The following is a 21,369-nucleotide window of genomic DNA, read 5'->3' on the forward strand; positions in this document are numbered from 1 at the left end:
GACATTCGTAGACTGAAAATCGTCACACGTACCAACGGCATCAACGTCGATACCAAGAAAGAGGAATCCCGATGACGGAAACCACCACAGACAAGCCCACACGAGAGCTCATCCAGAGCAAGATCGATCTCATGATCGACAACCTCACCACCATCAACGACGCCGACGGCAAGTTCCTGCTCCACTTCGGCGACATCGTCGTCGATGACAAAAGCTGGAAGGTCTGGAACTGGCCGCAGGGCGTGGGCCTGTACGGCATCTACAAGAACTACAAGCTCACCGGTAACCCCAAGGCACGCAAGGTGGTCACCGACTGGTTCGACAACGCCCTCGCCGAGGGATCCCCATCCAAGAACGTGAACACCATGGCTCCTCTGCTCGCCATGGGCTGCCTGTTCGAGGACACCGGTGACACCCGATTCCAGCCCTACCTTGATCAGTGGGCCAAGTGGGCCATGGAGGACATGCCCCGCACCACCGGACGTGGCATGGCGCACATCACCTACGAGGATCCCCACTACGAACAGCTGTGGGATGACACCCTCATGATGACGGTGATGCCGCTCACCAAGATCGGCCGCCTGCTCGACCACCCGGATTACGTGGAAGAGGCCAAGTACCAGTTCCTCATCCACGCCGAATACCTGATGGACAAGAAAACCGGACTGTGGTTCCACGGCTGGAACTTCAACCGCCGCGACAATTACGCCGGAGCCCTGTGGGCACGAGGCAACTGCTGGATCACCATCGGCATCCCCGAGTTCATCGAGATCGCAGGACTCAAGAAGGGCGATCTGATGCGCGAATGGCTGATCACCCTACTCAACCGTCAGGTCGAGGCATTGGCCAAACTGCAGGACGAGTCCGGCATGTGGCATACGCTGCTCGACGACCCGAACTCCTACGTGGAATCCTCCGCCACCGCCGGCATCGCATACGGCATCCTCAAGGCCGTGCATCGCCGCTACATCGACCCGAAATACGCAGCCGTCGCCGAAAAGGCCATCAAGGCATTGCTCGGGCAGATCGACGAACACGGCGAAGTGCAGAACGTCTCCGTGGGCACCGGTCTTGAGGACGACCTCGACTACTACCGCACCATCGACAAAACCGCAATGCCATACGGGCAGTCCCTCACCGTGCTCGCCTTCACCGAGTACCTCGTGTCGTTCTGCTGACACGCCTCACGGACTACCCCATAGTTGCACAATAACGTTTTGTTGCGTAGTATCATGCAACAAAACTTGGCAACGAAATATTCAACACCTGCGTAGTATTGTGTATTTCGCAAGGGGAGTTTCAACGACGAACCAACGACCAGCCATCAACAACAAGCCAAAACAACACCAACCGCCACAACAGAAAGAAGGAAACATGGCAGAAGGATTCTCCATGGACAGCTTCTCCCTCAAGGGCAAGCTCGCCCTGGTGACCGGCGCCACATACGGCATCGGCTTCGCCATCGCATCCGCCTACGGGCAGGCAGGCGCCGAAATCGTATTCAACGATCGCGACGAGGCCAAGATTGCACAGGCCGAGAAAGACTACGCCGCCCTCGGCATCACCGCCCACGGCTACAAGTGCGACGTCACCGACGAGGACGCCGTCCAGGCCATGGTCAAGGACATCAACGACAAGTACGGCGTCATCGACATTCTGGTGAACAACGCGGGTATCATCAAGCGCATCCCGATGACCGAGATGAGTGCGGCCGACTTCCGTCAGGTCGTCGATATCGACCTCAATGGGCCGTTCATCGTGTCCAAGGCCGTCATCCCCGGCATGATCGCCAAGGGCCACGGCAAGATCATCAACATCTGCTCCATGATGAGCGAGCTCGGCCGCGAGACCGTCTCCGCGTACGCCGCCGCCAAGGGCGGACTCAAGATGCTCACCCGCAACATCTGCTCCGAATACGGCGAGGCCAACATCCAGTGCAACGGCATCGGCCCCGGCTACATCGCCACCCCGCAGACCGCGCCCCTGCGCGAACGCCAGGCCGACGGCTCGCGCCACCCCTTCGACCAGTTCATCATCGCCAAGACCCCCGCCGCCCGCTGGGGCACGCCCGACGACCTCAAGGGCCCCGCCGTGTTCCTCGCCTCCGACGCATCCGACTTCGTCAACGGACACATCCTCTACGTTGACGGCGGCATTCTCGCCTACATCGGCAAGCAACCGTGATGACGGAGCGTTTTCGGCCTTACGGCGGGCTCGACGTACCGTTGTACGCCTTCGCCCGGCGACGGCCGAAACCACACACGTCATCGTGATTGGTTGGATGATGGAGCGTCGTCTGCGTTGCGGAGGGATCGACGTACCTTTGTACGCCTTCACCCTCCGCGCCTTGACGACGCACGCATCATCCGAACAGCCATTCCGGCCCGGACCCCGCACATCGAACGGGAAACGGACGGCAATCACACCACTCCACTTATCAAGTCACATCAGCAAAGGAACACATCATGCGCATCGCGCTCATCAACGAGAACAGCCAGGCCGCGAAGAACGGCGTCATCTACGAGGCACTGAAGAAGGTCGCCGACGAAAAGGGCTTCGAGGTCGACAACTACGGCATGTACGCGGCCGACGACGACGCCCAGCTCACCTACGTGCAGAACGGCATCCTCGCCGCCGCCCTGCTCAACACCGGCGCCGCCGACTTCGTCGTCACCGGATGCGGCACCGGCGAGGGAGCCATGCTCGCCCTCAACAGCTTCCCCGGCGTCATCTGCGGCCACGTCGAGGACCCCCTCGACGCCTACACGTTCGCCCAGATCAACAACGGCAACGCCATGGCCATCCCCTTCGCCCTAAAGAACGGCTGGGGCCAGGAACTCCAGCTCAAGTACATCTTCGAGCAGATGTGGCTCGAGGAGCCCGGCAGCGGCTACCCCAAGGAACGCGTCGTACCCGAACAGGCCAACAAGAAGATCCTCGACACCGTACGCGAGGCCGCCTACCGACCCCTCGTCGACATCTACAAGGACCTCGACCCCGCCCTCGTCAAGGGCGCCTTCGCCGGCCAGCACTTCAAGGAACTCTTCGAAGCCAACGCCAAGGACGGCGACATCAAGGACTACATCCTCAGCCTCACCGACTGAGCCCCGCGCCGCCACGCCGCCATCTCACGCGCCGCGGCCCTGCCGCCCGCCATACCGTTACGTGGGCCGCGGTACATCGTACGTAGCGTTATGTGGGCCGTCGGCGGCCCACATAACGTTGCGTGGAAATCGTTGCAATATCAACGGTTTAGCGTGTGTGTTACGTGGGCCGCCGACGGCCCACGTAACACATGGCGCGGCCCACGTAACGCTAGGTGGGACACGACGTCGGGTATGGGCATGGTACAGGTATGTAGACACGACACTTTCTTCTCAGCTTTTGCAGATCGGTTATAGGACCGTCGTGCCCTGAAGGGGCGCGGCGGTCTTTTTGTTATCTGATTTCCGGCAAACATTGGCAACAAATATTTTATTTTCTGCAACATAGGAATACATTGATGCCATCAATAGTGATATATCACTGTGCAACACTTTTTGCACGTTCAATGCGATGACGCTGGACGAAAGGAAAGGGATACGGTCATGCAGCTCAATGTCGTATGGAAATGCGCGCGTGCCGCCGTTGTCGAAATCACGGAAGACAGCGTGTACCACACCGAAAATCTCTGGGATATCTATATCAACGACGAATTCTACGGCAAAACCGACACCGTGGAGACATACATCGACGGTCTTGAGCCGCTGACCACCTACTCGATCCGCTACGAATGCAGCACAAACGAAACCAATGACAACACAGCGGACGATTTAGGCAACAACAATACTGAAACAAGAAACGAAGCCGTCACCACCGTAAGCGGCATCCTTGTCACAGACGACGAGACGTTCACCCTCAACGTTCGCGATTTCGGCGCGGCGGGAGACGGCGAGCGCGACGACACGATCAGCATCCAGGCCGCCATCATGAGCTGCCCCGCACACGGTCGCGTGCTCATCCCCGCCGGCGACTACCGCCTCAAGAACCTGTTCCTCACCAGCGGCATCTCGCTCGAGCTGGCCGAGGGAGCCACGCTTCACGCCCGTCACGATCGCGAGAATCTCGCCTACCTGCCGGATACCATCGAAGGCAAACCCGGCGCAGGCTATGCCGGCACGAATCTGCTGCCCATGGGCCGTTGGGAGGGCGAGGGCATGCCCATGTTCTGCGGCATTCTCTCCGGCATGGCGGTCCACGACGTCACCGTGTACGGCCGTGGTGTGATCGACGGCGGAGCCAACGCCAACGATGACAACTGGTGGCATGATCCCAAGACCATCCGCATCGCCGCCCGCCCCCGCATGATCTTCCTGAGCGACTGCGAGCGCATGGATTTCGCCGGTATCACCGTGCGCAACTCCCCCAGCTGGAACATCCACCCGGTGCTGTCGCGCGATCTTGGCTTCTGGTGTCTGAACGTCGAGGGCCCGAAGGTCTCCCCCAACACCGATGGTCTCGATCCGGAATCCTGCACGAATGTGACGATCAAGGGATGCCATTTCTCGGTGGGCGACGACTGCATCGCGGTCAAGAGCGGCAAGATCGGCATGCCGCGCGAACTGCGCCCCGCCTGCCGCAATCTGCTGATCGACCAGTGCTATATGCACGACGGTCATGGATCGGTGGTGTTGGGCAGCGAGGCGGCCGGCGGCATTCGCGGCCTGATCGCCCGCAACTGCCTGTTCGAACGCACCGACCGCGGGCTGCGTATCAAGACCCGTCGCGGTCGTGGCAAGGACAGCGTCTACGAGGCGATTACCTTCGATCACATTCGTATGGACGGGGTGCTCACGCCGTTCGTGGTCAACTCGTTCTACTACTGCGATGTTGACGGCAAGACGGAGTATGTGCAGGATCGCGGCCCGCGTCCGGTCGACGAACGTACGCCGAAGGTGGCGTCGTTGATCTTCAATGACATTGAGGCGACGAACTGTCATGCGGCGGCCACGTACATCACCGGCCTGCCGGAGAGCAAGGTCGGGCGCGCGGAATTCCACAACGTGCATGTGACGTATGCGCAGGATACACAGCCTGCGCGACCCGCCATGGCGAGCGGCGTGGAGCCGATGGTGCGTCAGGGCATCATCGCGCAGAACGTGGAACGCCTGGTGCTTGACGACGTGACGATCGATGGTCAGGACGGCGACGAACTGCAGCTGACCAACGTGGATCACGTGGAACGGTAACGCTACGACGCATTCCATTCAGAAGTGACGTCGGTAGCGCAATCCCGCTACCGACCAATACCATCGACGTCTCTATCGGCTATTGATATCGACGTCACCACCATCACCATCAATCTTGTCTGGACGTCTGACCGTTTGCGCCACCCGTCCGGGCGGGCGTCATCCGATTCGGCATGGAAGCCGGGATGACGCGCGCGGTCATAGATGATCGCGCATCCAGCACACACCACAACTACAACCATCACAGGGGAACACCGTATGTTCAGCAAAATCGGCAAGAAGCGGAAGATCACACTGTGGACGCGCATTGGATTCGGTATGGGCGGCATGCTCAGTTCCGGCGCACTGACCTTCACCCACACCTATATGGTGCTTTTCATCTCCACCGAGGCTGGCCTGTCCGCCGGTGAGGCCGCCATCATCGCTTCGGCCGCGATCTATCTCGATGCCATACTGGCACCGCTTATGGGCTTCATCTCCGACAACTTCTACAACACGAGGGTCGGACGCCGATTCGGACGCCGTCGATTCTGGATTTTGCTTGCCATTCCGATGATGGTCGCCGAACCGTTGATCTTCCTGGTTACGCCGTTCGGTTTCGGCTACTACCTGCTGTGCTACATCGTGTACAACATCGGTTACTCCTTCGCATCCACCTCGCTTGGGCCGCTGACCATCGAGATGACCGACAACTTCGAGGAACGCAGTTACCTGACCGGAACCAAGCATCTGTTCGGCAATGTCACCGGCTTCCTGATGGCGTTCCTGGTGGCGTTCGGCTTCGGCATTTTCGGCGAGAATAATCCGCATTCCTACTTCATCATCGCCTGCATCAACGCCTCGATCATGGTAATCGCCTTGCTGGGCGTCTATCTGAGCACGTGGGAGCGCACACCCGAAGAGGTGGCACAGGAGAAGATCGCCAATGTGGGAGAAGCCATCAAGAAGCTGTTCATCGATATCTTCTCCACGTTCCGCAACCGTTCGTTCCGCCGCATTCTGTATGTGCAGATGAGCGCCAAGTTCGCCGCCAACGTGTGGAGCGCCTGCTACAGCTATTTCATTGTGTTTACGCTGGGCATTCCGAAGTCCTTTGCTTCGGCGTCCGAGACGCCGGGCAAGGTCGTGGCCATTGTGTGCATCGCCGTGTGGATCGCGTGGCTGGCCAAGAAGGGCTTCCACCAGCCGTGGTATGCCGCCGTGCTTGGCGCCGCCACCTGCATGGCCGTGTTCATCGGTCTGGGTGTTGGTCAGTTCACCGACATGATCCCCGTAGCCGCAGTGATGGTGGCATACCCGATCGTGTTTGCCGTGTGGAAGTTCTTCTACGCCGGCTTCCAGTACCTGCCCGACGTGCCGCTGAACTACGTGCCTGACATTGATGAGCTGATCACGCTGCGTCGCCGTGAGGGCATCTACTCTTCCGCCCAGCGTCTGGTGAACCAGCTGGTTCAGGGTCTGATCACCACGGTGTTCGGATTCCTGCTGCTGGCGTCCGGCTTCATCAGCACCAAGGATGGTCAGACCGTGGAGCAGCCGATCACCGTACCGATCACCGTCTCGCTCACCCTGCTTGTCGGATGCTGCTGCATGTTCGTGCTGTCCGCATTCTTCGCCCGTAATCTCAAGATCGACAAGGACACCTGCGACATCGTCACCGGCGAGGTGGAGCGTGTGAAGGCCGGCGGTCTGATGAAGGATGTGGACCCCAAGGTGAAGGCCGTGTGCGAGGAACTGTCCGGTCTGCCGTACGAGCAGTGCTTCGCGCACAACACCATCGGTTATCAGGAGGAGGAGATCAAGCCCGCCGCATGATGGAGGACGACCGGAATCCTTCGGATATGGTTCGGCGTGCCCGTTGCAGTCGCGGGTGCGCCGAACCTGCAATATTCGACTTCACCATGTTGCACATGACCGCAATTACGCGTGAGATCACGGTCATGGATGACGTCGACGACGATCAGCCATCGGCTCCCGACCGCCTCCCGACCGTTGTACGCCGATCCTTGATAGGTTGTTGACGGGGAACGGCCTCAGCACCCATCCTCACAAGGAACGATCAACCTCAACGGAGAACAATCATGAACCTTGCCGATCACTCCATCAAGAACTCCCTCGTCACGCATTCCACCATCGAGCACGCCGTCACCCTGCCCGTGCTGGGCAACGGTGCAACACTGACCACGTATTTCCTCAATGATCCGGCTGACGGTACCGCGACCGAATCGACCGGAACTCCCCGACCGCTGGTGGTGATCACCCCTGGCGGCGGATACAATCACCTCTCCACACGCGAGGGGGAGCCGATCGCCCTGCGCATGAATCAGGAGGGATTCCATGCATGCGTGCTGCGGTACAGCGTCTCCCCCGCCGTATGGCCTCAGTCGCTGTTGGAGCTCGCCGCAACCGTGGCATGGTGCCGAACCCACGCCGAGGATCATGGCATCGATCCCGACCGGATCATTCTCTGTGGCTTTTCCGCCGGTGCGCATCTGGCCGGATGTCTGGGTACGATGTGGAACGAACCGTGGATCATTCAACGACTGAACAAAGTACTCGGCAGCACGCACGATACCGTTGACGGCAGCGATACCAACGACGCCGGCGACACCAACGGACTTGGCATCACTGGACTGCATGACATCACCACGGCCGACATCCGTCCCAATGCGCAGATCCTGTCATATCCGGTGATCACGTCCGGCGAATTCGCCCATCGGGGTTCCTTCACATATCTCACCGGCGGCGACACCAGCCTCGAACCGGAACTGTCATTGGAAAACCGCGTGAACGGCGACACCGCACCGACCTTCATCTGGCATACCGCCACCGACAGGACGGTACCCATGGAAAACAGCCTGCTGTTCGCCGGAGCACTGCATCGCCACGGCATTCCGCTGGAACTGCACATCTTCCCCAAGGGCGACCACGGCATCGCACTCGGCACGGAGGCGACCGCCATGCCCGACCACGATCACGTGGAACCGCAGGTGCAGTACTGGCCGGAGCTCGCCGCCAACTGGATCCGGGCACTGTAGTCCTGCGATCCGCATCGCACCAGTACTGGCGGCACCGGCACTGACAAACTCGGCCCACTGCCGTCACCCCGTCCGCCATCATCGTCACATACCACCGTCATGTTCACCAGCAAAGGAGATCCGTTCATGGAGATTGCGAATCCTTACGACCGTATCGGTCATTCCACTACGACGATCGTGGTGTCGCAACACGGTGATGGTGACTGCGTGACCATCACCGAAGCCCTGCATCGAGCGGCCGAGATGCGCGAGCACAACGGAAACGGTATGGTTCTGCGACGGGTGGCGGAACGGCCCACGATCGAACCGATTACGATACGCATTCGGCCTGGCGTGTATCGCGAGCGAGTGGAGGTCACGCTTCCCCATATCGCGTTGATCGGCGACGATCCGCGCACCACCACGATCGTGCTCGGACTTGGTGCCCGCATGCCCGCCAATGCCAGCACGATTGGCAACACCGACGATGGCACGGCCGACAGTACGATTGGCAACACCAACGACAGCACGCCGTTGGGAACGTTCCGCACCTATACGATGCTTGTCGACGCCGATCATGTGACGCTGCGGAATCTCACCATCGCCAACGATGCCGGCGACGGTCGTGACGTTGGACAGGCGATCGCGTTGTACGCGGATGGCGATGAACTGCTGGTGGAATCCTGCCGCATTCTCGGCCATCAGGACACGCTGTTCACCGGGCCATTGCCACCCAAGGAACTGCAGCAAGGCGGGTTCATCGGCCCCAAGCAGTTCGCGCCGCGTCGGGTTGGGCGGCAATGGTATCGGCAGTGTCTGATCGCCGGCGATGTGGATTTCATCTTCGGTGGGGCCACGGCGATGTTCGAGGATTGCGAGATCCGGTCGCTGAACCGCGACATGGATGTGAACGGGTATGTCACGGCGGCGTCGACCCCTGAGGGACGGGTGTACGGATATGTGTTTCGTGGGTGCCGATTCACGGATGACGGATGCGCTCCGGGCTCGGTGTATCTGGGCCGTCCATGGCGAGATTTCGCGCGCGTGGCGCTGGTGGACTGCGAACTGGGCGCGCACATTCATCCCGATGGCTGGTGGGATTGGGACAAGCCGCGTGCTCATGACGGGTCGCGACTCTCCGGTTTGGGATTGCATGGGCCGGGGTTCGATCCCAACTGTTGGCCGGATTGGACCTTGCCGAATGATCCGGCGGGCTTGGCATGGTATTCGCCCGAGCATGTGCTGGGGGAAGCGGGGATGACCGTGGGAGGACCAGATGAGCGGTAACGAGCCCGGCCGTCCGGAAGCCGGCGGACAGCGCAGGGATCAGGATTCGCATGGCAACGGCCGCACGCTGCATATCGACCGATATTACGACTCGCTGCCCGGACTGCTACGACGGTTCGACCGGGTGAGCCGGCAGGCGGCATTCCATGGTGTTTCGGCAGAGGAGACTGTGGCACCGCAGACCGCGACACGGGAGACTGCGACACAGACGATGGCGCAGGAGTGGATGGATTGGCGCGACGATCTGCGCACGCGGTTGCGGTCATTGCTCGGACTGGATCTCATGGAATCCTGTCCACTCGATCCGCAGCTCGTGGAACGTAGCAGGGTTCGCGCTGCCGACGATGCCGGCGAATACGGCGATATCATTCGTGAGAAGATCCTGATTCAGGTTGAGCCCGACGTATGGATGCCCTGCTATGTGCTGATCCCCGATCGTCCGCGCACCGGCGATACCGGGAAGGCATTGTGCTGGATCTGTCCTCATGGTCATCAGGGCGGTGGCAAGTACAGCGTGGCCGGAGTTCGTGGAATTCCCGCGATCGACGATGCCATTCAACGATTCAACTACGACTATGGGCTGCAGCTAGCCCTTCGTGGATATGTGACGCTGTGCCCGGACGCGCGTGGCTTCGGCGAGCGCCGTGACCGAAGACTCCAGCGCGATGATGAGCGTTCGTTCCTCCGCGGCACCTGCGCGCAGCTGGCGCATATGGCCGAACCCTTGGGGCTGACCGTTGCCGGCATGCTGACCTGGGATCTCATGCGTCTTGTGGATTATGTGGCCGAGCGCGGAGAGTGGGACATGGCGTCGCTCGGCTGTTTCGGATTCTCCGGCGGCGGCATGCAGACCCTGTGGCTGGCCGCGCTGGATGATCGCGTTCGACGCGCGTTCATCAGCGGGTACATGTATGGGGTGCGGGATTCGCTGTTGACGATGAATGGCAACTGCAGCTGCAATTACGTGCCTGGACTGTGGAACCTGGTGGACATGGGTGATATCGGATCGCTGATTGCGCCACGGCCGCTGGTCGTGCAATCCTGCATCGAGGATCATCTCAACGGAGTTCGCGGCATCGTCAATGCCGATGAGCAGGTGGCCATCATCCGGAATGCCTATCATGTTCTTGGCGAGGATGCTCAGCTGATTCATCTTCATGCCGAAGGAGGCCACCATTTCGAACCGGCAGGCGTGTGGGACGCCATCGCCGAATCGGATCCCGCATCGACATCGCCGCACATCACGCGTCCGACCGTATGAGGGCGGGAAAACCAGGCCGACAAGGCTTTAACACAAGGATTGGAGAGTCGTATGACCATCGCAGCAGCAGGGATCTCAGCAACATCAGGCCATCTTCTGACACGGGATTGGGCGCACACCACCATCAACTGTCTGGGTGATTCCACCACGTGGGGTGACGTCGGCACCGGCGACGGCGGCCCCGCCATCTCGTGGCCCGTTCACCTGCAGCGACTGCTCGGAGCCGGCACCGTACGCAATTACGGCATCAAGGGTTCCCGCATCGGCGTCAAGGCGGATCGCGATGACAGCTTCATCGAACGATACGAAGCGATGGAACGCGATGCCGACATCGTGCTGGTGCTTGGCGGCGTCAACGACTTCAACCGCGAGGTGCCGCTCGGCGAACAGGGAGACACCGACGTGCACACCTTCCATGGGGCCGTCGACACCCTGCTGCGCGGACTGGTCCGCATGTATCCGCATGGCGAGATCGTGGTCATGACGCCCTGCAAGACCGGCGGAGTGCCGGCCAAGGCACTGCCTGCATTCGATACCCCCAACGGGCTGGGACTGGTGGAGGCCGACTACGTTCAGGTGCTGCGCGCCATAAGCAACCGGTACGGCATTCCCGTAATCGACCTCTTCAACGATTCCGGCATCAGTCCGCTGCTGCCGGAACACAAGCCCCATTACATGCCCGACGGCCTGCACTACTCCCCCGCCGGCTATGAGCGTCTCGCCCGCCGCATCGCCTCCCAGCTCCTTCCCCTCCTTGCGTTCTGAGTCCTGAGCCGGCACATTCACAATGGCATTGCGGTAAGGCGGAAATTCACATGCATGCCTCGTGTGGCCAGATATCTGCCGACCATGAACGCGAACAGGGATCGTGCACTGTCATCGCAAAGATTGTCTGCGGTGACGACCATCACCACCCATCCCTGACTTCGCAGCAATTCCCGCTTTTCCTGATCGCGTCTCCATTGCGTCTTATCCGTACGATGCTGGTCACCGTCGTACTCCACAGCGACCTTGACGTCAGGCCATGCCATATCCAGGGTCATTTCAACCCCGGACTGGAATGTGACACCCGGAACCACGTAATTAGTTTCGGGGTCCGGGATCCCATAGGTCGTCAAACACAATCTGGCCAACGTCTCCATCGGGGACATCACCCCGGTTCTGCACAAGGCCAACGCCTTGATGCAGTTGCGTTTCCCAAGAAACCGCTCACCATTGTTCACGAACTCGATCATGGCGTTTCGAATGGCATGAGCGTCCGTGTCGGGAGTTCCACGGTCTCGGGACAGTGTGGTAACCACCGCATCCGCCAACGCCACAAGGTCCACAAGCGCAATACGCGATGACATCTGTGCCCAGGTGTGGATCAGATCAAGCGCATACACATACTGATTGATACGTATGCACGAATCGGCGGTCAGTCGTTTCCACACGTGCGCCTGCAAACCCGAACCTCGCACACGCTTGTCCCATGAACTCGAGACCGTGTGCAATCGCTCATCACCGACACTGGTAGACGCGACGCCCGACGGCACCGGAACCGCCTGTAGGACCAACGACGTCGTCATGCCAAACAATATCGTGGTTCCGGCGCTCTTCGCCGCATCCGTGCAACGTCGAATCATATCCTGTCTACGGTCGGCCAAGGATACGCTCATGGCAGCATTGCCACGATCATATCCGCCTCCATCATTCATTGTGGTCATCATGAAGCCACCGTATGCACGCCAATCGTCGGATGTCATCACCGGATGGGCAATGTGGTCGAATGTGAAATTGCCGTATATGGAATTGCAGTGGCAGAGAATACAGCAAAGACGCATTCCGACGTTCTCTGCCACGGCCTCTGGCAGAGAATACGACAATGAGGGTTTTTATTATTCTCTGCCAGCCCAAAAGGATCATTTCAAGCAATTCAAGGCTGGTATTCCCCACAACAACACCAAAATATGAACACTATCTCATTGTGTGATCAATATGTTGGGAGCCCTTGTGGCAGGGAACGAAGAAAAGGTCCTGTGGAGCATTCTCTGCCAGCAGTTGTGGCAGAGAATGCAGAAATACGTCGCCGTCGCGTTCTGTGACATCAATCCGCGGCAGAGAAGAGGGAAAGACCCCGTTTTTTCGTTCTCTGCCACGCCGACTGGCAGAGAACGAAAAATATCGAAAAATCATCATTCCCTGCTACGCCACATCCCACTCCCATCCCCCGATTCCGCCAGCACGATCACAACGCCCCATACCGCTCGACGGTGCGGGCGATGGCCTCGTTTTCGGTCTGCTCAAGGATCACGGGGATCCACGGGCGAGCGTCAGAGACATGTTCCAGCACACCGCGCACATCCATCACGCCCTCATCCACGTTGCACCGGTGAATACCGGCCTCATCCACGGTGAAGTCATCGATATGCACCGCCACGATGCGCTCTCCGAATCGGTCAAGCGCCCGCCTGGTCAGCTCCACCTGGTCGAGACCGTCCACGGTACGTCCGGTCGGCGTGGTGTAGGCGGTGGGATCGAACACAATGCCCAGATACGGGGAGTCAACATCAGTCAGCAGACGCTCGGTGGATGCCAGATCGTGGATCGGATGGTTGGCACCCGGCTCAATGCCCACGATCGTACCGAACCGCTCGCCGGCGTCCACCAGTCGCCGGATCGCCGACAAGGCCTTCTGGTACATGGCTTCGGTAAAGTTTTCCTCGGTGAACCGCCCGGGCTCGGCGTCCACGGATCCGGTTTCGCTGGCCACCACGGGCGCGCCGAAGAACCGGGCGTGGGCGAGATACGTCTCGAATTTCCGCAGCAGCATCTCCCGCGTCTCACCATCGGGGTGGGTCATGTTGATGTAGCAGCCCAGCACGGCGATGTCCACGCCGGCGTCGCCCAGCACGCGACGGAAGCGCATCCCCATGCCCGGATTGATCCTGGCCGCATCGGCAAGATCGGGGAATTGACGCGGCAGCGCGAGCTGCACATTGTGCACGCCATAGCGCCGCAACCCGGCCGCGAGCTTCTCCACGGTATCGGCATCGGTCACGTCATGGCCACGGGCACCGAAGTTGATCATTGGAACCTCCATATCAATTGGGCTACACGTTGAATTATCGAGTCACAGCGAGTCACAGCATCCGGCAGATGATTCGATCGTAGACTCCCGTAGCAACCCCAGCTATGTAATGCTGTACAGATATTGACGAATTCCTATCGATTCTTGCAGTGTCATATATAATGTTAGCTAGCTTTTCAGTCGCTTCTACCAAGTTGGGATGGCATTGCAATGGCGCAGCAGGAACGACCGCAACGCGCGGTGATCGTCAATTCGATGATCTCGGATCGCTTCGAGATCTACCACGTGGACTCCCAGGTGGTGGAGCACGCGCAGTTGCACTACCACGACTTCCACGAGATCAACTGCGTGCTGCAGGGCACCGGCGTGTTCCATCTGGGCGGCAACGAGTACGCCACCGAACCCGGCACGGTCACCTTCGCCCACAGCAACGATCTGCATAACATCGTGCGACAGTCAAGCAACTACTACGAACGCGCCTACATCTACGTGCGCGACGAGTTCCTGACGTCCCGTTCCACCGCCAACACCGATCTGACGACCTGCTTCAACGACAATGGCAAACCGACCAGCCGCGTGATCCGCATGGATCCCGAAGTGCTGCGCCGTCAGATCGTCAGACTCGACGAGCAGCCGGATGGCTCCTACGGTTCGGATCTGGCATACGAGCAGCGCTTCCTCGAGTTCATGGTGGAACTCAACAAGGCCGTGGCGAATTCCGCCAATGACGTGACGCCGAGCAACAAGCCAGTGTCATCGCTGATCGTCAATGTGATGGAGTACGTGAACGAGAACCTTGCCGGAGACTGTTCACTCGACGCCATCGCCGACCGGTTCTACATCAACAAGTACTACCTGTCGCGCCAGTTCAAAAAGAACACCGGTCTGAACCTGCACGAGTTCATTCTCAAAAAGCGCCTGCTGCGGAGCAAGGAGCTGCTGCGCGAGTCGGGCAGCGCGCAGAACGTCTACCGGCAGTGCGGCTTCGCCTCGTACACGCATTTCCTGCGATGCTTCAAGCAGGAGTTCCACATGACCACGAAGGAGTTCCTCAGCCGCAACGACAGCATCGACGTGGTGCATTTCGCCGCGCACGAATAGCGTATAGCGCCCGCGCGGCACACGCACACACCGCACGCACATCACACACCGCACGCCCCCACCGCGCTCCGCCGCGACTCAGCCAGCCTCCTTCCCATGCCGTAGCGTCTCGATGTAGGCGAGCACGAGCGGCGCCACGCCCTTGGCGTCGTTGCGCACCTTCGGCTCGCGCATATAGTAGTCGAACGTGCCCTCGCGATGGTCCGTGTTGCCCAGCCCCGCCACCAGACAGATGTTGTCAAGCGTCAGTCTGCCGTCCTCCTCGCTGAGACAGGTGTCGCAGATGCCCGCGAACGCCTTGCGCCCGTAGTCGTAGTAGCGTTCGTCGAGCACGCCAAGTCGCGCGCCCTTCATGATGGCGTTGGCGAAGATCGCAGAGCCCGACGTTTCGAGATAGTTCGGCGCGATTCGCCCCAGATTGATCACCTGGTGCCACATGCCCGTATCCGGATCCTGATACGGCAGCATGGCGTCGATGAGTTCGACGAACATGCGTCGCAGTACGTCGCGCTCGCCGCTCATGCTCGCAGGCATGAGCTCCCAGGTGTCGATGAGCGCCATGGCGAACCAGCCTTCGGCCCGCAGCCAGAAGTTGGCGGACAGTCCGGTCACCGGGTCGCACCAGAACTCCTTGCGCGAGGAGTCGTAGGCGTGGTAGTAAAGCCCGTTGCGCTCGTTGCGCATGAGTTCGCGCACCACCTCGAACTGGTGGATCGAGTCGGCGCATGCGCGCCCGTCGCGGAAGCTCAGCTCGTACTGCATGTAGAACGGCTGTGCCATGTACAGGCCGTCGAGCCAGATCTGGTTGGGGTAGATGAGTTTGTGCCAGAAACTCCCCTCCCTCGTGCGGGGCTGATGCTCGAGCTGCCCGCGGATGACGTCCATGGCCTTGCGGTACCTGTCCTTGCCGGTGATGGCGTACAGCTGGTGGAGGGTCTTGCCGGCGTTGACGTTGTCGAGGTTGTATTCCTTGGGATCGTAGTATTTGATCGTGCCGTCGTCCTGTACGAAATAGTCGATGAACCGGTCGGCGAAGTCGAGGTAGACGTCCTTGCCGGTGATCTCATACAGTTCGATCAGCGCTTTGATCATGCATCCGTCGATATAGTTCCAGGTGTTGGGCTTGCCGGCGCGGATCTTCTCGATGTTCCATGCCGGGGCCTGCGGGGTGCTGGTTTCGATCAGCTGATGGATGTAGGTGTTGAGAATGCGGGAACTGCCCATTCCGATGCCTCTTTCCGTTGGACGACGAACACTACGATGGACGACACGATGGACGTGTATGGCAAAATGACGACCGGCGGCAAAGGTGAAAATGGAAGGGAAACCGCCGGTCGTCAGGTATTCGGTTATGGTTATTCAGTTGTACGGATATTCAGTTATGAGTCACGTGTGTGAGCGCGGCCGTGGTGGATCAGACCTCCTCGACCTGCGTCGGCTTCACGCCGAAGTTCATCTTGCGACGCTCGGGAAGCTCTGCCTTGATGCGCTCCAGCTCTTCGGGGGTGTGATAGCCGATGGTGTTGTGGCCGAAGCAGATCTCGTACTGCACGCCGGTGAGCTCCTCGCAGATGCGCTTGACTTCGGGATCGACGTCCTCCATGCGTCCGCCTGCGGCGATGCGGGCGCATTCGGCGATGGCGATCTCGTCGTTCTTCTTGTCCATCTTCATCAGCTTGGCGGAGAGCATGCCGAGCAGGCTCAGTCCACCCACGCCGAAAATGAGCACAAGGACGATGGTGGTGTGTACTGCCGCCGGCTGGTCGGCTGCGGCCACCTGCTTGTCGGCGGTGGATTCGATGAATCCGGCGGCGGACAGAGAGATGCCAAGGATGGCCACGACGGCGGAGTTCATGAGCTTGCCGCACAGGTGCATGGCTGCGGAGAAGGTGCCTTCGCGACGGCGTCCGGTGACGATCTCGTCGGCGTCGGCCACGAACAGGTAGGTCTGCCACGGGATGTAGTACACGGCGCCGGTGCCGAGACCGAACACCACCACGATGGAGGTGATGGCGACCATGCCGGCGGCGGACGCGGCGTCGAGGTGGAAGATGCCGCAGCATGCGTAGGCGATGGCACAGGTGACGATCACGCATTCGGCGATGATGTAAGGCTTGCGGAAGCCGATCTTGGCGACCAGCGCCATCGCGGCCACGGTGGACACGACCTGCAGGATCGGGCTGAGCGACTGCCACCAGGAGGCGTTGGACTTCTGCAGCATGAGCACGTAGACCACGTAGTAGGAGAACGTGGAGTTGAACAGCCATTCGGCGCCGAAGCCGAACAGGTACATGCCGAGCAGGTGGCGGAAGGTGCGGATGCGCAGCGTGGAGAAGATGTCGACGAACAGCTTCTTGACGGCTTCGATCGGGTTCTCCACCTTCTCCATGGTGGTGGCGTCGACCGGACGCTCCCATGTGGTCAGGTACACGGAGAGCATGGCGAGCGCCATGATGACGCCGAACGCGAGTCCCATGTAGAAGAATGCCATGGGGTTCTTCTCGCCGAAGGTGACGAAGAAGATGCCGGGCAGGGATGCGGTGAGGAAGTTGGCGCCCTTGCCGAAGATGGAGCGCAGACCGGACATGTAGGTGCGTTCCTTGAAGTCGGAGGTCATTTCGGCGGGGATGGCGTCATAGGGGATCATGACCATCGTGTAGATGAGGTTGTAGCACAGGTAGATCACGAAGTAGTACCAGAATGCGCCGGGGATGACGATCCACATGAGCGGGTTGAGTACGCCGAGCACGGGGACGGCGAGCAGGATGAAGAAGCGGCGGCGACCGAATTTGCGCCCCAGCCAGGTGTTGTTGAATGCGTCGGAGATGAATCCGGCGATGGGGTTCATGACAACGTCAGCGATGAGCGCGAATGAGTAGATGAAGGTGGCCTGGGCCATGGTCAGACCGCAGTAGGTGGTGTAGAAGATCGTCAGCCATGAGGCGCTGATCGCTAGCGCGCCGGAGCCTACGAGATTGCCCGCGCCGTAGCCGAGACGTGTGACCAGCGTGATCCGACGCTTTTTGCCGGTGTTCTCTGCCATGTGTTCTCCTTTGAAATCCTTACGAACGATCCGCCGCTGCGCCGCATGCCATCGTTGCATGACGCTTGTTGTCTTCGCGGCGACCGTGCCGTTGTTGGTTGCAATCCTATGTTGCATAAAACGAATCGATATGTTTTGTTGCCATTGTTTTCATTGTTTTTGTTGTCATATTCAAATATCCATGTTTCATCACTGAAACCATTGATATTCCAACAATAATCACAGGTCACGCCAAACGCAAGGTCATGAAAAGCCCTTACAACACTCGACATTAGTTGCATATTCAGAAGAACGTTTCTTTATTTCGTTGCATATTTTCACACTTACTGAAGCAACAAAAAGGAGCCGTGCAACACGGCTCCCCGATCCGCCCAGGCCAGCATCCATCGTCAGAACGCCCCGGCCGAGCTCACCCCGCCACCCCTCCCGACGGAATCACTCCACGCCGTCAAGCAGGGCATGGGCATATCCGTGGAGCTCGGACCGCGTAAGTCCATGACCACGCAGATACGACCACTCAAGCACCAGCATCAGGACGTTCGCATAATGGTCGGCGACCAGTTCCACAGGCAGCGAATGCCGCTCCGCATCAACGCAGGAGCGCATCAGCTCGCGGGAACGGCGCGTAATGTACGCACGAAGGCTGGCGAACATCGGACCGCCGACCGGATTGTGATCAAGAACGCCTTCCAGCATGGCCGCATTGCCCTCGAGCACATCGGCCATCATGTCGAGCGCGACATCCACGCGCCGCGCAGGTTCCGTCGACTCGAGATCGTCGATCCGCATCCGTCCGGACAACGCGATCCAGCAGTAGTTCAGCAGATCATCGCGATCGTCGAAGTAGTTGTAGAACGTGGCGCGCGGGTATGAGCTGCGCTCGCAGAGCTCGTTGATGCTGATTGACGCAAGCGGCTTGGTCTGCAACAGCTCCATCATCGCACCGGAGAAGGCTTCGAGCGTGCGCACGGCGCCGCGCGACAGCTTTGCATCCAGATCCTTTTTCATACGTTCCCTCCTGTGTTCGGCACACCCAACGATTCGGCGTGTCGCCATGCATGACAATGGTTTCACCCTATCCCATCGTCCAGAATTTTACAAATGTCCAAATTTGAATTATCGTAAATTTTAGACAGTTGCAAAAGATTGGTCAACTGATTACCAGTCACATGACATGAAACGGAGGACCCCATGACCCAGCACACCCCCAACGTCGCCGAACCCCTTACCCTGCCCTGCGGCGTCACGGTAAAGAATCGCTTCTACAAGTCGGCCATGAACGAGGCGATGGCCGGGCGCGACTGCGCCCCCACCAAGGAGCATGCGCATCTGTATCGCACCTGGGCCGACGGAGGCACCGGCATACTGGTCACCGGCAACGTCATGGTCGACCGCACACAACTCGGCGAGCCGGGCAACGTGGCCGTCGAGGATGAACGCGACATCGACATGCTCCGCCGCTGGGCCGCCGCCGGAACCCGGAACGGAGCCCACTGCTGGATGCAGATCAATCACCCCGGCCGGCAGTCCCCCATCACCATCAACCAGCACCCATACGCGCCCAGCGGAGGCAAGCTCAATGGCGAATACGGACGGTTCTTCGCCGAGCCGACCGCGCTCACCATCGAACAGATCCACGACATCGTGCGCCGCTTCGCCACAACGGCGAGTATCGCCAAAAAAGCCGGGTTCACCGGCGTGGAGATCCACGCGGCACATGGCTATCTCATCAGCCAGTTCCTCTCCCCCGAAGACAACCGGCGCACTGACGAATACGGCGGCGGCATCGAACATCGCGCACGATTCCTATTCGAGGTGTTCGATGCCGTGCGCAAGGCCGTCGGCCCGAAATTCCCGATTGCCGTCAAGCTCAACTCCAGCGACGTGCCGATCGCAGTGAAGGTCGACGAACGGGGGGCCTTTGCCGGCTTCGACGAGGATGAATCCATCTGGGTCATGAAACAGCTGGAACAGCGCGGCGTGGATCTGATCGACATCTCCGGCGGCACACTGGAAAAACCCGTCATCCAGACCAACAGCGGCGCGATCGAGGACCATCGACGCGGTGTATACTTCACCGAATTCGCCAAGCGCATCAAAGGGGAGATCTCCGTCCCGGTGGCGCTGACCGGCGGATTCCGCAGCGCACACGACATGGAGCTCGCGCTGACCGAGGGCATCACTCAGATGATCGGCATCGCGCGGCCGCTGGCGCTCGTCCCCGATCTGCCGAATCGCATCATTCACGACCATTGGAACGGAACCGTCGACCTGCCGTGGGTGACCACCGGATTCAAGGCTCTTGACCGCGCATTCGGCGGCATCCTCGTCATCAGCTGGTTCGAACTGCAGATGAATCGCATCGGCCGCGGACGCCGACCGAATCCGCGAATCGGCGGAATGCGCGCCCTATGCTTCGCGATCGGCAAGCATGGCCCGGCGGCGCTCACGCCGCGACGCCGCAAGGGACACCAGTGAGCGGAAGCAGCCAGCGCCCCGCCGCAAACGCTAGCGCGTGGATCGGCGCAGGAGGATCGGGGACTCACGCTGGAAGCACAGCGGCTCGCCCACGGGATCGTGGATGCGTCGGGCGAGCAGATCCACGGCGGCGCCGGTGATCCATTCGAGGTTCGCGTCCACCGTGGTCAGCGGCGGCACCATGTGCGCGGCGTCGTACACGTTGTCGAAGCCGACCACCTGCACGTCGTCGGGGATGGATCGGCCCAGCTCGCGCAGCGCGAACATCGCGCCGATGGCCAGCGGGTCGTCCAGGCAGATCACGCCGTCGAAATCCACGCCGGAGTCGGCGACCTGCATCATCGCGCGGTATCCGGTGCCGATCGTCCACCCGGACGTGGTCACGCCGATCAGTCGCGGATCAAGCGTCACGTCGTGTGCGCGGCACGCCTCCAGCACGCCGCGCACACGATCCCAGCCACGGGAGCGAACGGCAGGGTCCACGACACGCCCGTCGAACACCCCCTGCGGGCCGATCAACGCCAGCCGTCGGCTACCCTTGCGAATGACCAAATCGGTGATGTTGCGCCCATCCGCCACGTTATCGGCCAAGACCTGATCGACCATGCCCGACGTCGGGCACAATCCCAGACAGACGATCGGAAACGGCTGACGGAACGCGTTCGGGCTCACCTCGTCGCCGCCCACCAGATAGAGCAGCATACCGTCACACGCTCCACGGCGGGTTTCCAGATAGTCGTTCGCGGACAGACCGTAGTCGTCCTGATACGCCACCACATTGACCCGATATCCGCTTGCGCGTGCGGACGAGATCACCGCCGACGCCAGTTGGGCACGATACGGCCTGGTCACCGTGGGCATGGCAAGCTCGATCACACACATCG

At 60.1% G+C, this 21,369-nt stretch carries 18 protein-coding genes; 12 read left to right on the top strand and 6 right to left on the bottom strand.

Features of this window, described 5'->3' with window-relative positions; translation table 11 throughout:
• The first annotated feature begins 71 nt into the window (after positions 1 to 71).
• The 9 genes from bglB to BTIS_RS03430 all read left to right on the top strand — a co-directional run bounded on the left by bglB (position 72) and on the right by BTIS_RS03430 (position 11,558).
• A complete protein-coding gene (gene bglB / locus BTIS_RS03385) occupies positions 72 to 1,178 on the top strand; it encodes a beta-galactosidase BglB (RefSeq protein WP_094662653.1) in 1,107 nt (368 codons plus the stop codon).
• A gap of 196 nt (positions 1,179 to 1,374) precedes the next feature.
• Positions 1,375 to 2,184, top strand: a complete 810-nt coding sequence (locus BTIS_RS03390) for a gluconate 5-dehydrogenase (protein WP_094662655.1) — start codon at positions 1,375 to 1,377, stop codon at positions 2,182 to 2,184.
• 281 nt (positions 2,185 to 2,465) lie between these two features.
• Positions 2,466 to 3,104, top strand: a complete 639-nt coding sequence (locus BTIS_RS03395) for an RpiB/LacA/LacB family sugar-phosphate isomerase (protein ID WP_094662657.1) — start codon at positions 2,466 to 2,468, stop codon at positions 3,102 to 3,104.
• Positions 3,105 to 3,587: 483 nt separating this feature from the next.
• On the top strand, positions 3,588 to 5,228 hold the full coding sequence (locus BTIS_RS03400) for a glycoside hydrolase family 28 protein (RefSeq protein ID WP_094662659.1): 1,641 nt from the start codon (positions 3,588 to 3,590) through the stop codon (positions 5,226 to 5,228).
• Between the two features lie 258 nt (positions 5,229 to 5,486).
• On the top strand, positions 5,487 to 7,043 hold the full coding sequence (locus BTIS_RS03405; RefSeq protein ID WP_140556249.1) for an MFS transporter: 1,557 nt from the start codon (positions 5,487 to 5,489) through the stop codon (positions 7,041 to 7,043).
• A 266-nt stretch (positions 7,044 to 7,309) separates the two neighbouring features.
• Positions 7,310 to 8,266 carry an alpha/beta hydrolase gene (locus BTIS_RS03415; RefSeq protein WP_094662665.1) on the top strand — a complete coding sequence of 319 codons (957 nt, stop codon included), beginning with the start codon at positions 7,310 to 7,312 and terminating at the stop codon, positions 8,264 to 8,266.
• Between the two features lie 126 nt (positions 8,267 to 8,392).
• The gene (locus BTIS_RS03420; RefSeq protein WP_211279419.1) at positions 8,393 to 9,532 is read left to right on the top strand and encodes a pectinesterase family protein; all 1,140 of its coding nucleotides are present in this window, start codon (positions 8,393 to 8,395) and stop codon (positions 9,530 to 9,532) included.
• Positions 9,522 to 10,793, top strand: a complete 1,272-nt coding sequence (locus tag BTIS_RS03425; protein WP_094662667.1) for an alpha/beta hydrolase family protein — start codon at positions 9,522 to 9,524, stop codon at positions 10,791 to 10,793. Before BTIS_RS03420 ends, BTIS_RS03425 begins: the two co-directional genes overlap by 11 nt.
• Positions 10,794 to 10,844: 51 nt before the next feature.
• Positions 10,845 to 11,558: an SGNH/GDSL hydrolase family protein gene (locus tag BTIS_RS03430; protein ID WP_094662669.1), complete on the top strand. Its 714-nt coding sequence runs from the start codon at positions 10,845 to 10,847 to the stop codon at positions 11,556 to 11,558.
• Positions 11,559 to 11,575: 17 nt separating this feature from the next.
• Here BTIS_RS03430 and BTIS_RS03435 read toward each other — a convergent pair whose 3' ends face one another.
• Both BTIS_RS03435 and BTIS_RS03445 read right to left on the bottom strand, forming a co-directional pair.
• Positions 11,576 to 12,634 carry an endonuclease domain-containing protein gene (locus BTIS_RS03435; RefSeq protein WP_143248856.1) on the bottom strand — a complete coding sequence of 353 codons (1,059 nt, stop codon included), beginning with the start codon at positions 12,632 to 12,634 and terminating at the stop codon, positions 11,576 to 11,578.
• 386 nt (positions 12,635 to 13,020) lie between these two features.
• Positions 13,021 to 13,863, bottom strand: coding sequence for a sugar phosphate isomerase/epimerase family protein (locus tag BTIS_RS03445; RefSeq protein WP_094662674.1), 843 nt, complete (start codon positions 13,861 to 13,863; stop codon positions 13,021 to 13,023).
• A gap of 210 nt (positions 13,864 to 14,073) precedes the next feature.
• On the opposite strand from BTIS_RS03445, the gene BTIS_RS03450 reads away from it, so the two are divergent.
• Entirely contained in the window at positions 14,074 to 14,964 is an 891-nt protein-coding gene (locus tag BTIS_RS03450; protein WP_094662676.1) for an AraC family transcriptional regulator, read from the top strand.
• A gap of 78 nt (positions 14,965 to 15,042) precedes the next feature.
• Here the strand turns inward: BTIS_RS03450 and BTIS_RS03455 are convergent, their stop codons facing one another.
• On the bottom strand, positions 15,043 to 16,188 hold the full coding sequence (locus BTIS_RS03455) for a glycoside hydrolase family 88/105 protein (protein ID WP_094662678.1): 1,146 nt from the start codon (positions 16,186 to 16,188) through the stop codon (positions 15,043 to 15,045).
• Between the two features lie 36 nt (positions 16,189 to 16,224).
• Between BTIS_RS03455 and BTIS_RS11830 the strand changes: the two genes are divergently transcribed.
• Complete coding sequence (locus BTIS_RS11830; RefSeq protein WP_158216820.1) at positions 16,225 to 16,362, top strand: hypothetical protein; 138 nt, start codon at positions 16,225 to 16,227, stop codon at positions 16,360 to 16,362.
• Between the two features lie 16 nt (positions 16,363 to 16,378).
• On the opposite strand, the gene BTIS_RS03460 is transcribed toward BTIS_RS11830, so the two are convergent.
• Both BTIS_RS03460 and BTIS_RS03465 read right to left on the bottom strand, forming a co-directional pair.
• Complete coding sequence (locus BTIS_RS03460; RefSeq protein ID WP_094662680.1) at positions 16,379 to 18,007, bottom strand: MFS transporter; 1,629 nt, start codon at positions 18,005 to 18,007, stop codon at positions 16,379 to 16,381.
• Between the two features lie 435 nt (positions 18,008 to 18,442).
• Complete coding sequence (locus BTIS_RS03465; protein WP_158216821.1) at positions 18,443 to 19,015, bottom strand: TetR/AcrR family transcriptional regulator; 573 nt, start codon at positions 19,013 to 19,015, stop codon at positions 18,443 to 18,445.
• A gap of 183 nt (positions 19,016 to 19,198) precedes the next feature.
• Between BTIS_RS03465 and BTIS_RS03470 the strand changes: the two genes are divergently transcribed.
• A complete protein-coding gene (locus BTIS_RS03470) occupies positions 19,199 to 20,485 on the top strand; it encodes an NADH:flavin oxidoreductase/NADH oxidase family protein (protein ID WP_094662684.1) in 1,287 nt (428 codons plus the stop codon).
• A gap of 30 nt (positions 20,486 to 20,515) precedes the next feature.
• On the opposite strand, the gene BTIS_RS03475 is transcribed toward BTIS_RS03470, so the two are convergent.
• Positions 20,516 to 21,367, bottom strand: a complete 852-nt coding sequence (locus BTIS_RS03475; RefSeq protein ID WP_094662686.1) for a substrate-binding domain-containing protein — start codon at positions 21,365 to 21,367, stop codon at positions 20,516 to 20,518.
• Between the last annotated feature and the right edge of the window lie 2 nt (positions 21,368 to 21,369).

The organism is Bifidobacterium tissieri (assembly GCF_002259645.1).
In the GTDB taxonomy this organism is placed as follows: domain Bacteria; phylum Actinomycetota; class Actinomycetes; order Actinomycetales; family Bifidobacteriaceae; genus Galliscardovia; species Galliscardovia tissieri.

Coding starts and splice junctions, on each gene's coding strand:
- BTIS_RS03465 (WP_158216821.1), bottom strand. CDS start 19,015: ATGAAAAAGGATCTGGATGCAAAGCTGTCGCGCGGCGCCGTGCGCACG.
- BTIS_RS03475 (WP_094662686.1), bottom strand. CDS start 21,367: ATGTGTGTGATCGAGCTTGCCATGCCCACGGTGACCAGGCCGTATCGT.
- bglB (WP_094662653.1), top strand. CDS start 72: ATGACGGAAACCACCACAGACAAGCCCACACGAGAGCTCATCCAGAGC.
- BTIS_RS03455 (WP_094662678.1), bottom strand. CDS start 16,188: ATGGGCAGTTCCCGCATTCTCAACACCTACATCCATCAGCTGATCGAA.
- BTIS_RS03450 (WP_094662676.1), top strand. CDS start 14,074: ATGGCGCAGCAGGAACGACCGCAACGCGCGGTGATCGTCAATTCGATG.
- BTIS_RS03460 (WP_094662680.1), bottom strand. CDS start 18,007: ATGGCAGAGAACACCGGCAAAAAGCGTCGGATCACGCTGGTCACACGT.
- BTIS_RS03405 (WP_140556249.1), top strand. CDS start 5,487: ATGTTCAGCAAAATCGGCAAGAAGCGGAAGATCACACTGTGGACGCGC.
- BTIS_RS11830 (WP_158216820.1), top strand. CDS start 16,225: ATGGACGACACGATGGACGTGTATGGCAAAATGACGACCGGCGGCAAA.
- BTIS_RS03470 (WP_094662684.1), top strand. CDS start 19,199: ATGACCCAGCACACCCCCAACGTCGCCGAACCCCTTACCCTGCCCTGC.
- BTIS_RS03425 (WP_094662667.1), top strand. CDS start 9,522: ATGAGCGGTAACGAGCCCGGCCGTCCGGAAGCCGGCGGACAGCGCAGG.
- BTIS_RS03390 (WP_094662655.1), top strand. CDS start 1,375: ATGGCAGAAGGATTCTCCATGGACAGCTTCTCCCTCAAGGGCAAGCTC.
- BTIS_RS03420 (WP_211279419.1), top strand. CDS start 8,393: ATGGAGATTGCGAATCCTTACGACCGTATCGGTCATTCCACTACGACG.
- BTIS_RS03400 (WP_094662659.1), top strand. CDS start 3,588: ATGCAGCTCAATGTCGTATGGAAATGCGCGCGTGCCGCCGTTGTCGAA.
- BTIS_RS03415 (WP_094662665.1), top strand. CDS start 7,310: ATGAACCTTGCCGATCACTCCATCAAGAACTCCCTCGTCACGCATTCC.
- BTIS_RS03395 (WP_094662657.1), top strand. CDS start 2,466: ATGCGCATCGCGCTCATCAACGAGAACAGCCAGGCCGCGAAGAACGGC.
- BTIS_RS03430 (WP_094662669.1), top strand. CDS start 10,845: ATGACCATCGCAGCAGCAGGGATCTCAGCAACATCAGGCCATCTTCTG.
- BTIS_RS03445 (WP_094662674.1), bottom strand. CDS start 13,863: ATGATCAACTTCGGTGCCCGTGGCCATGACGTGACCGATGCCGATACC.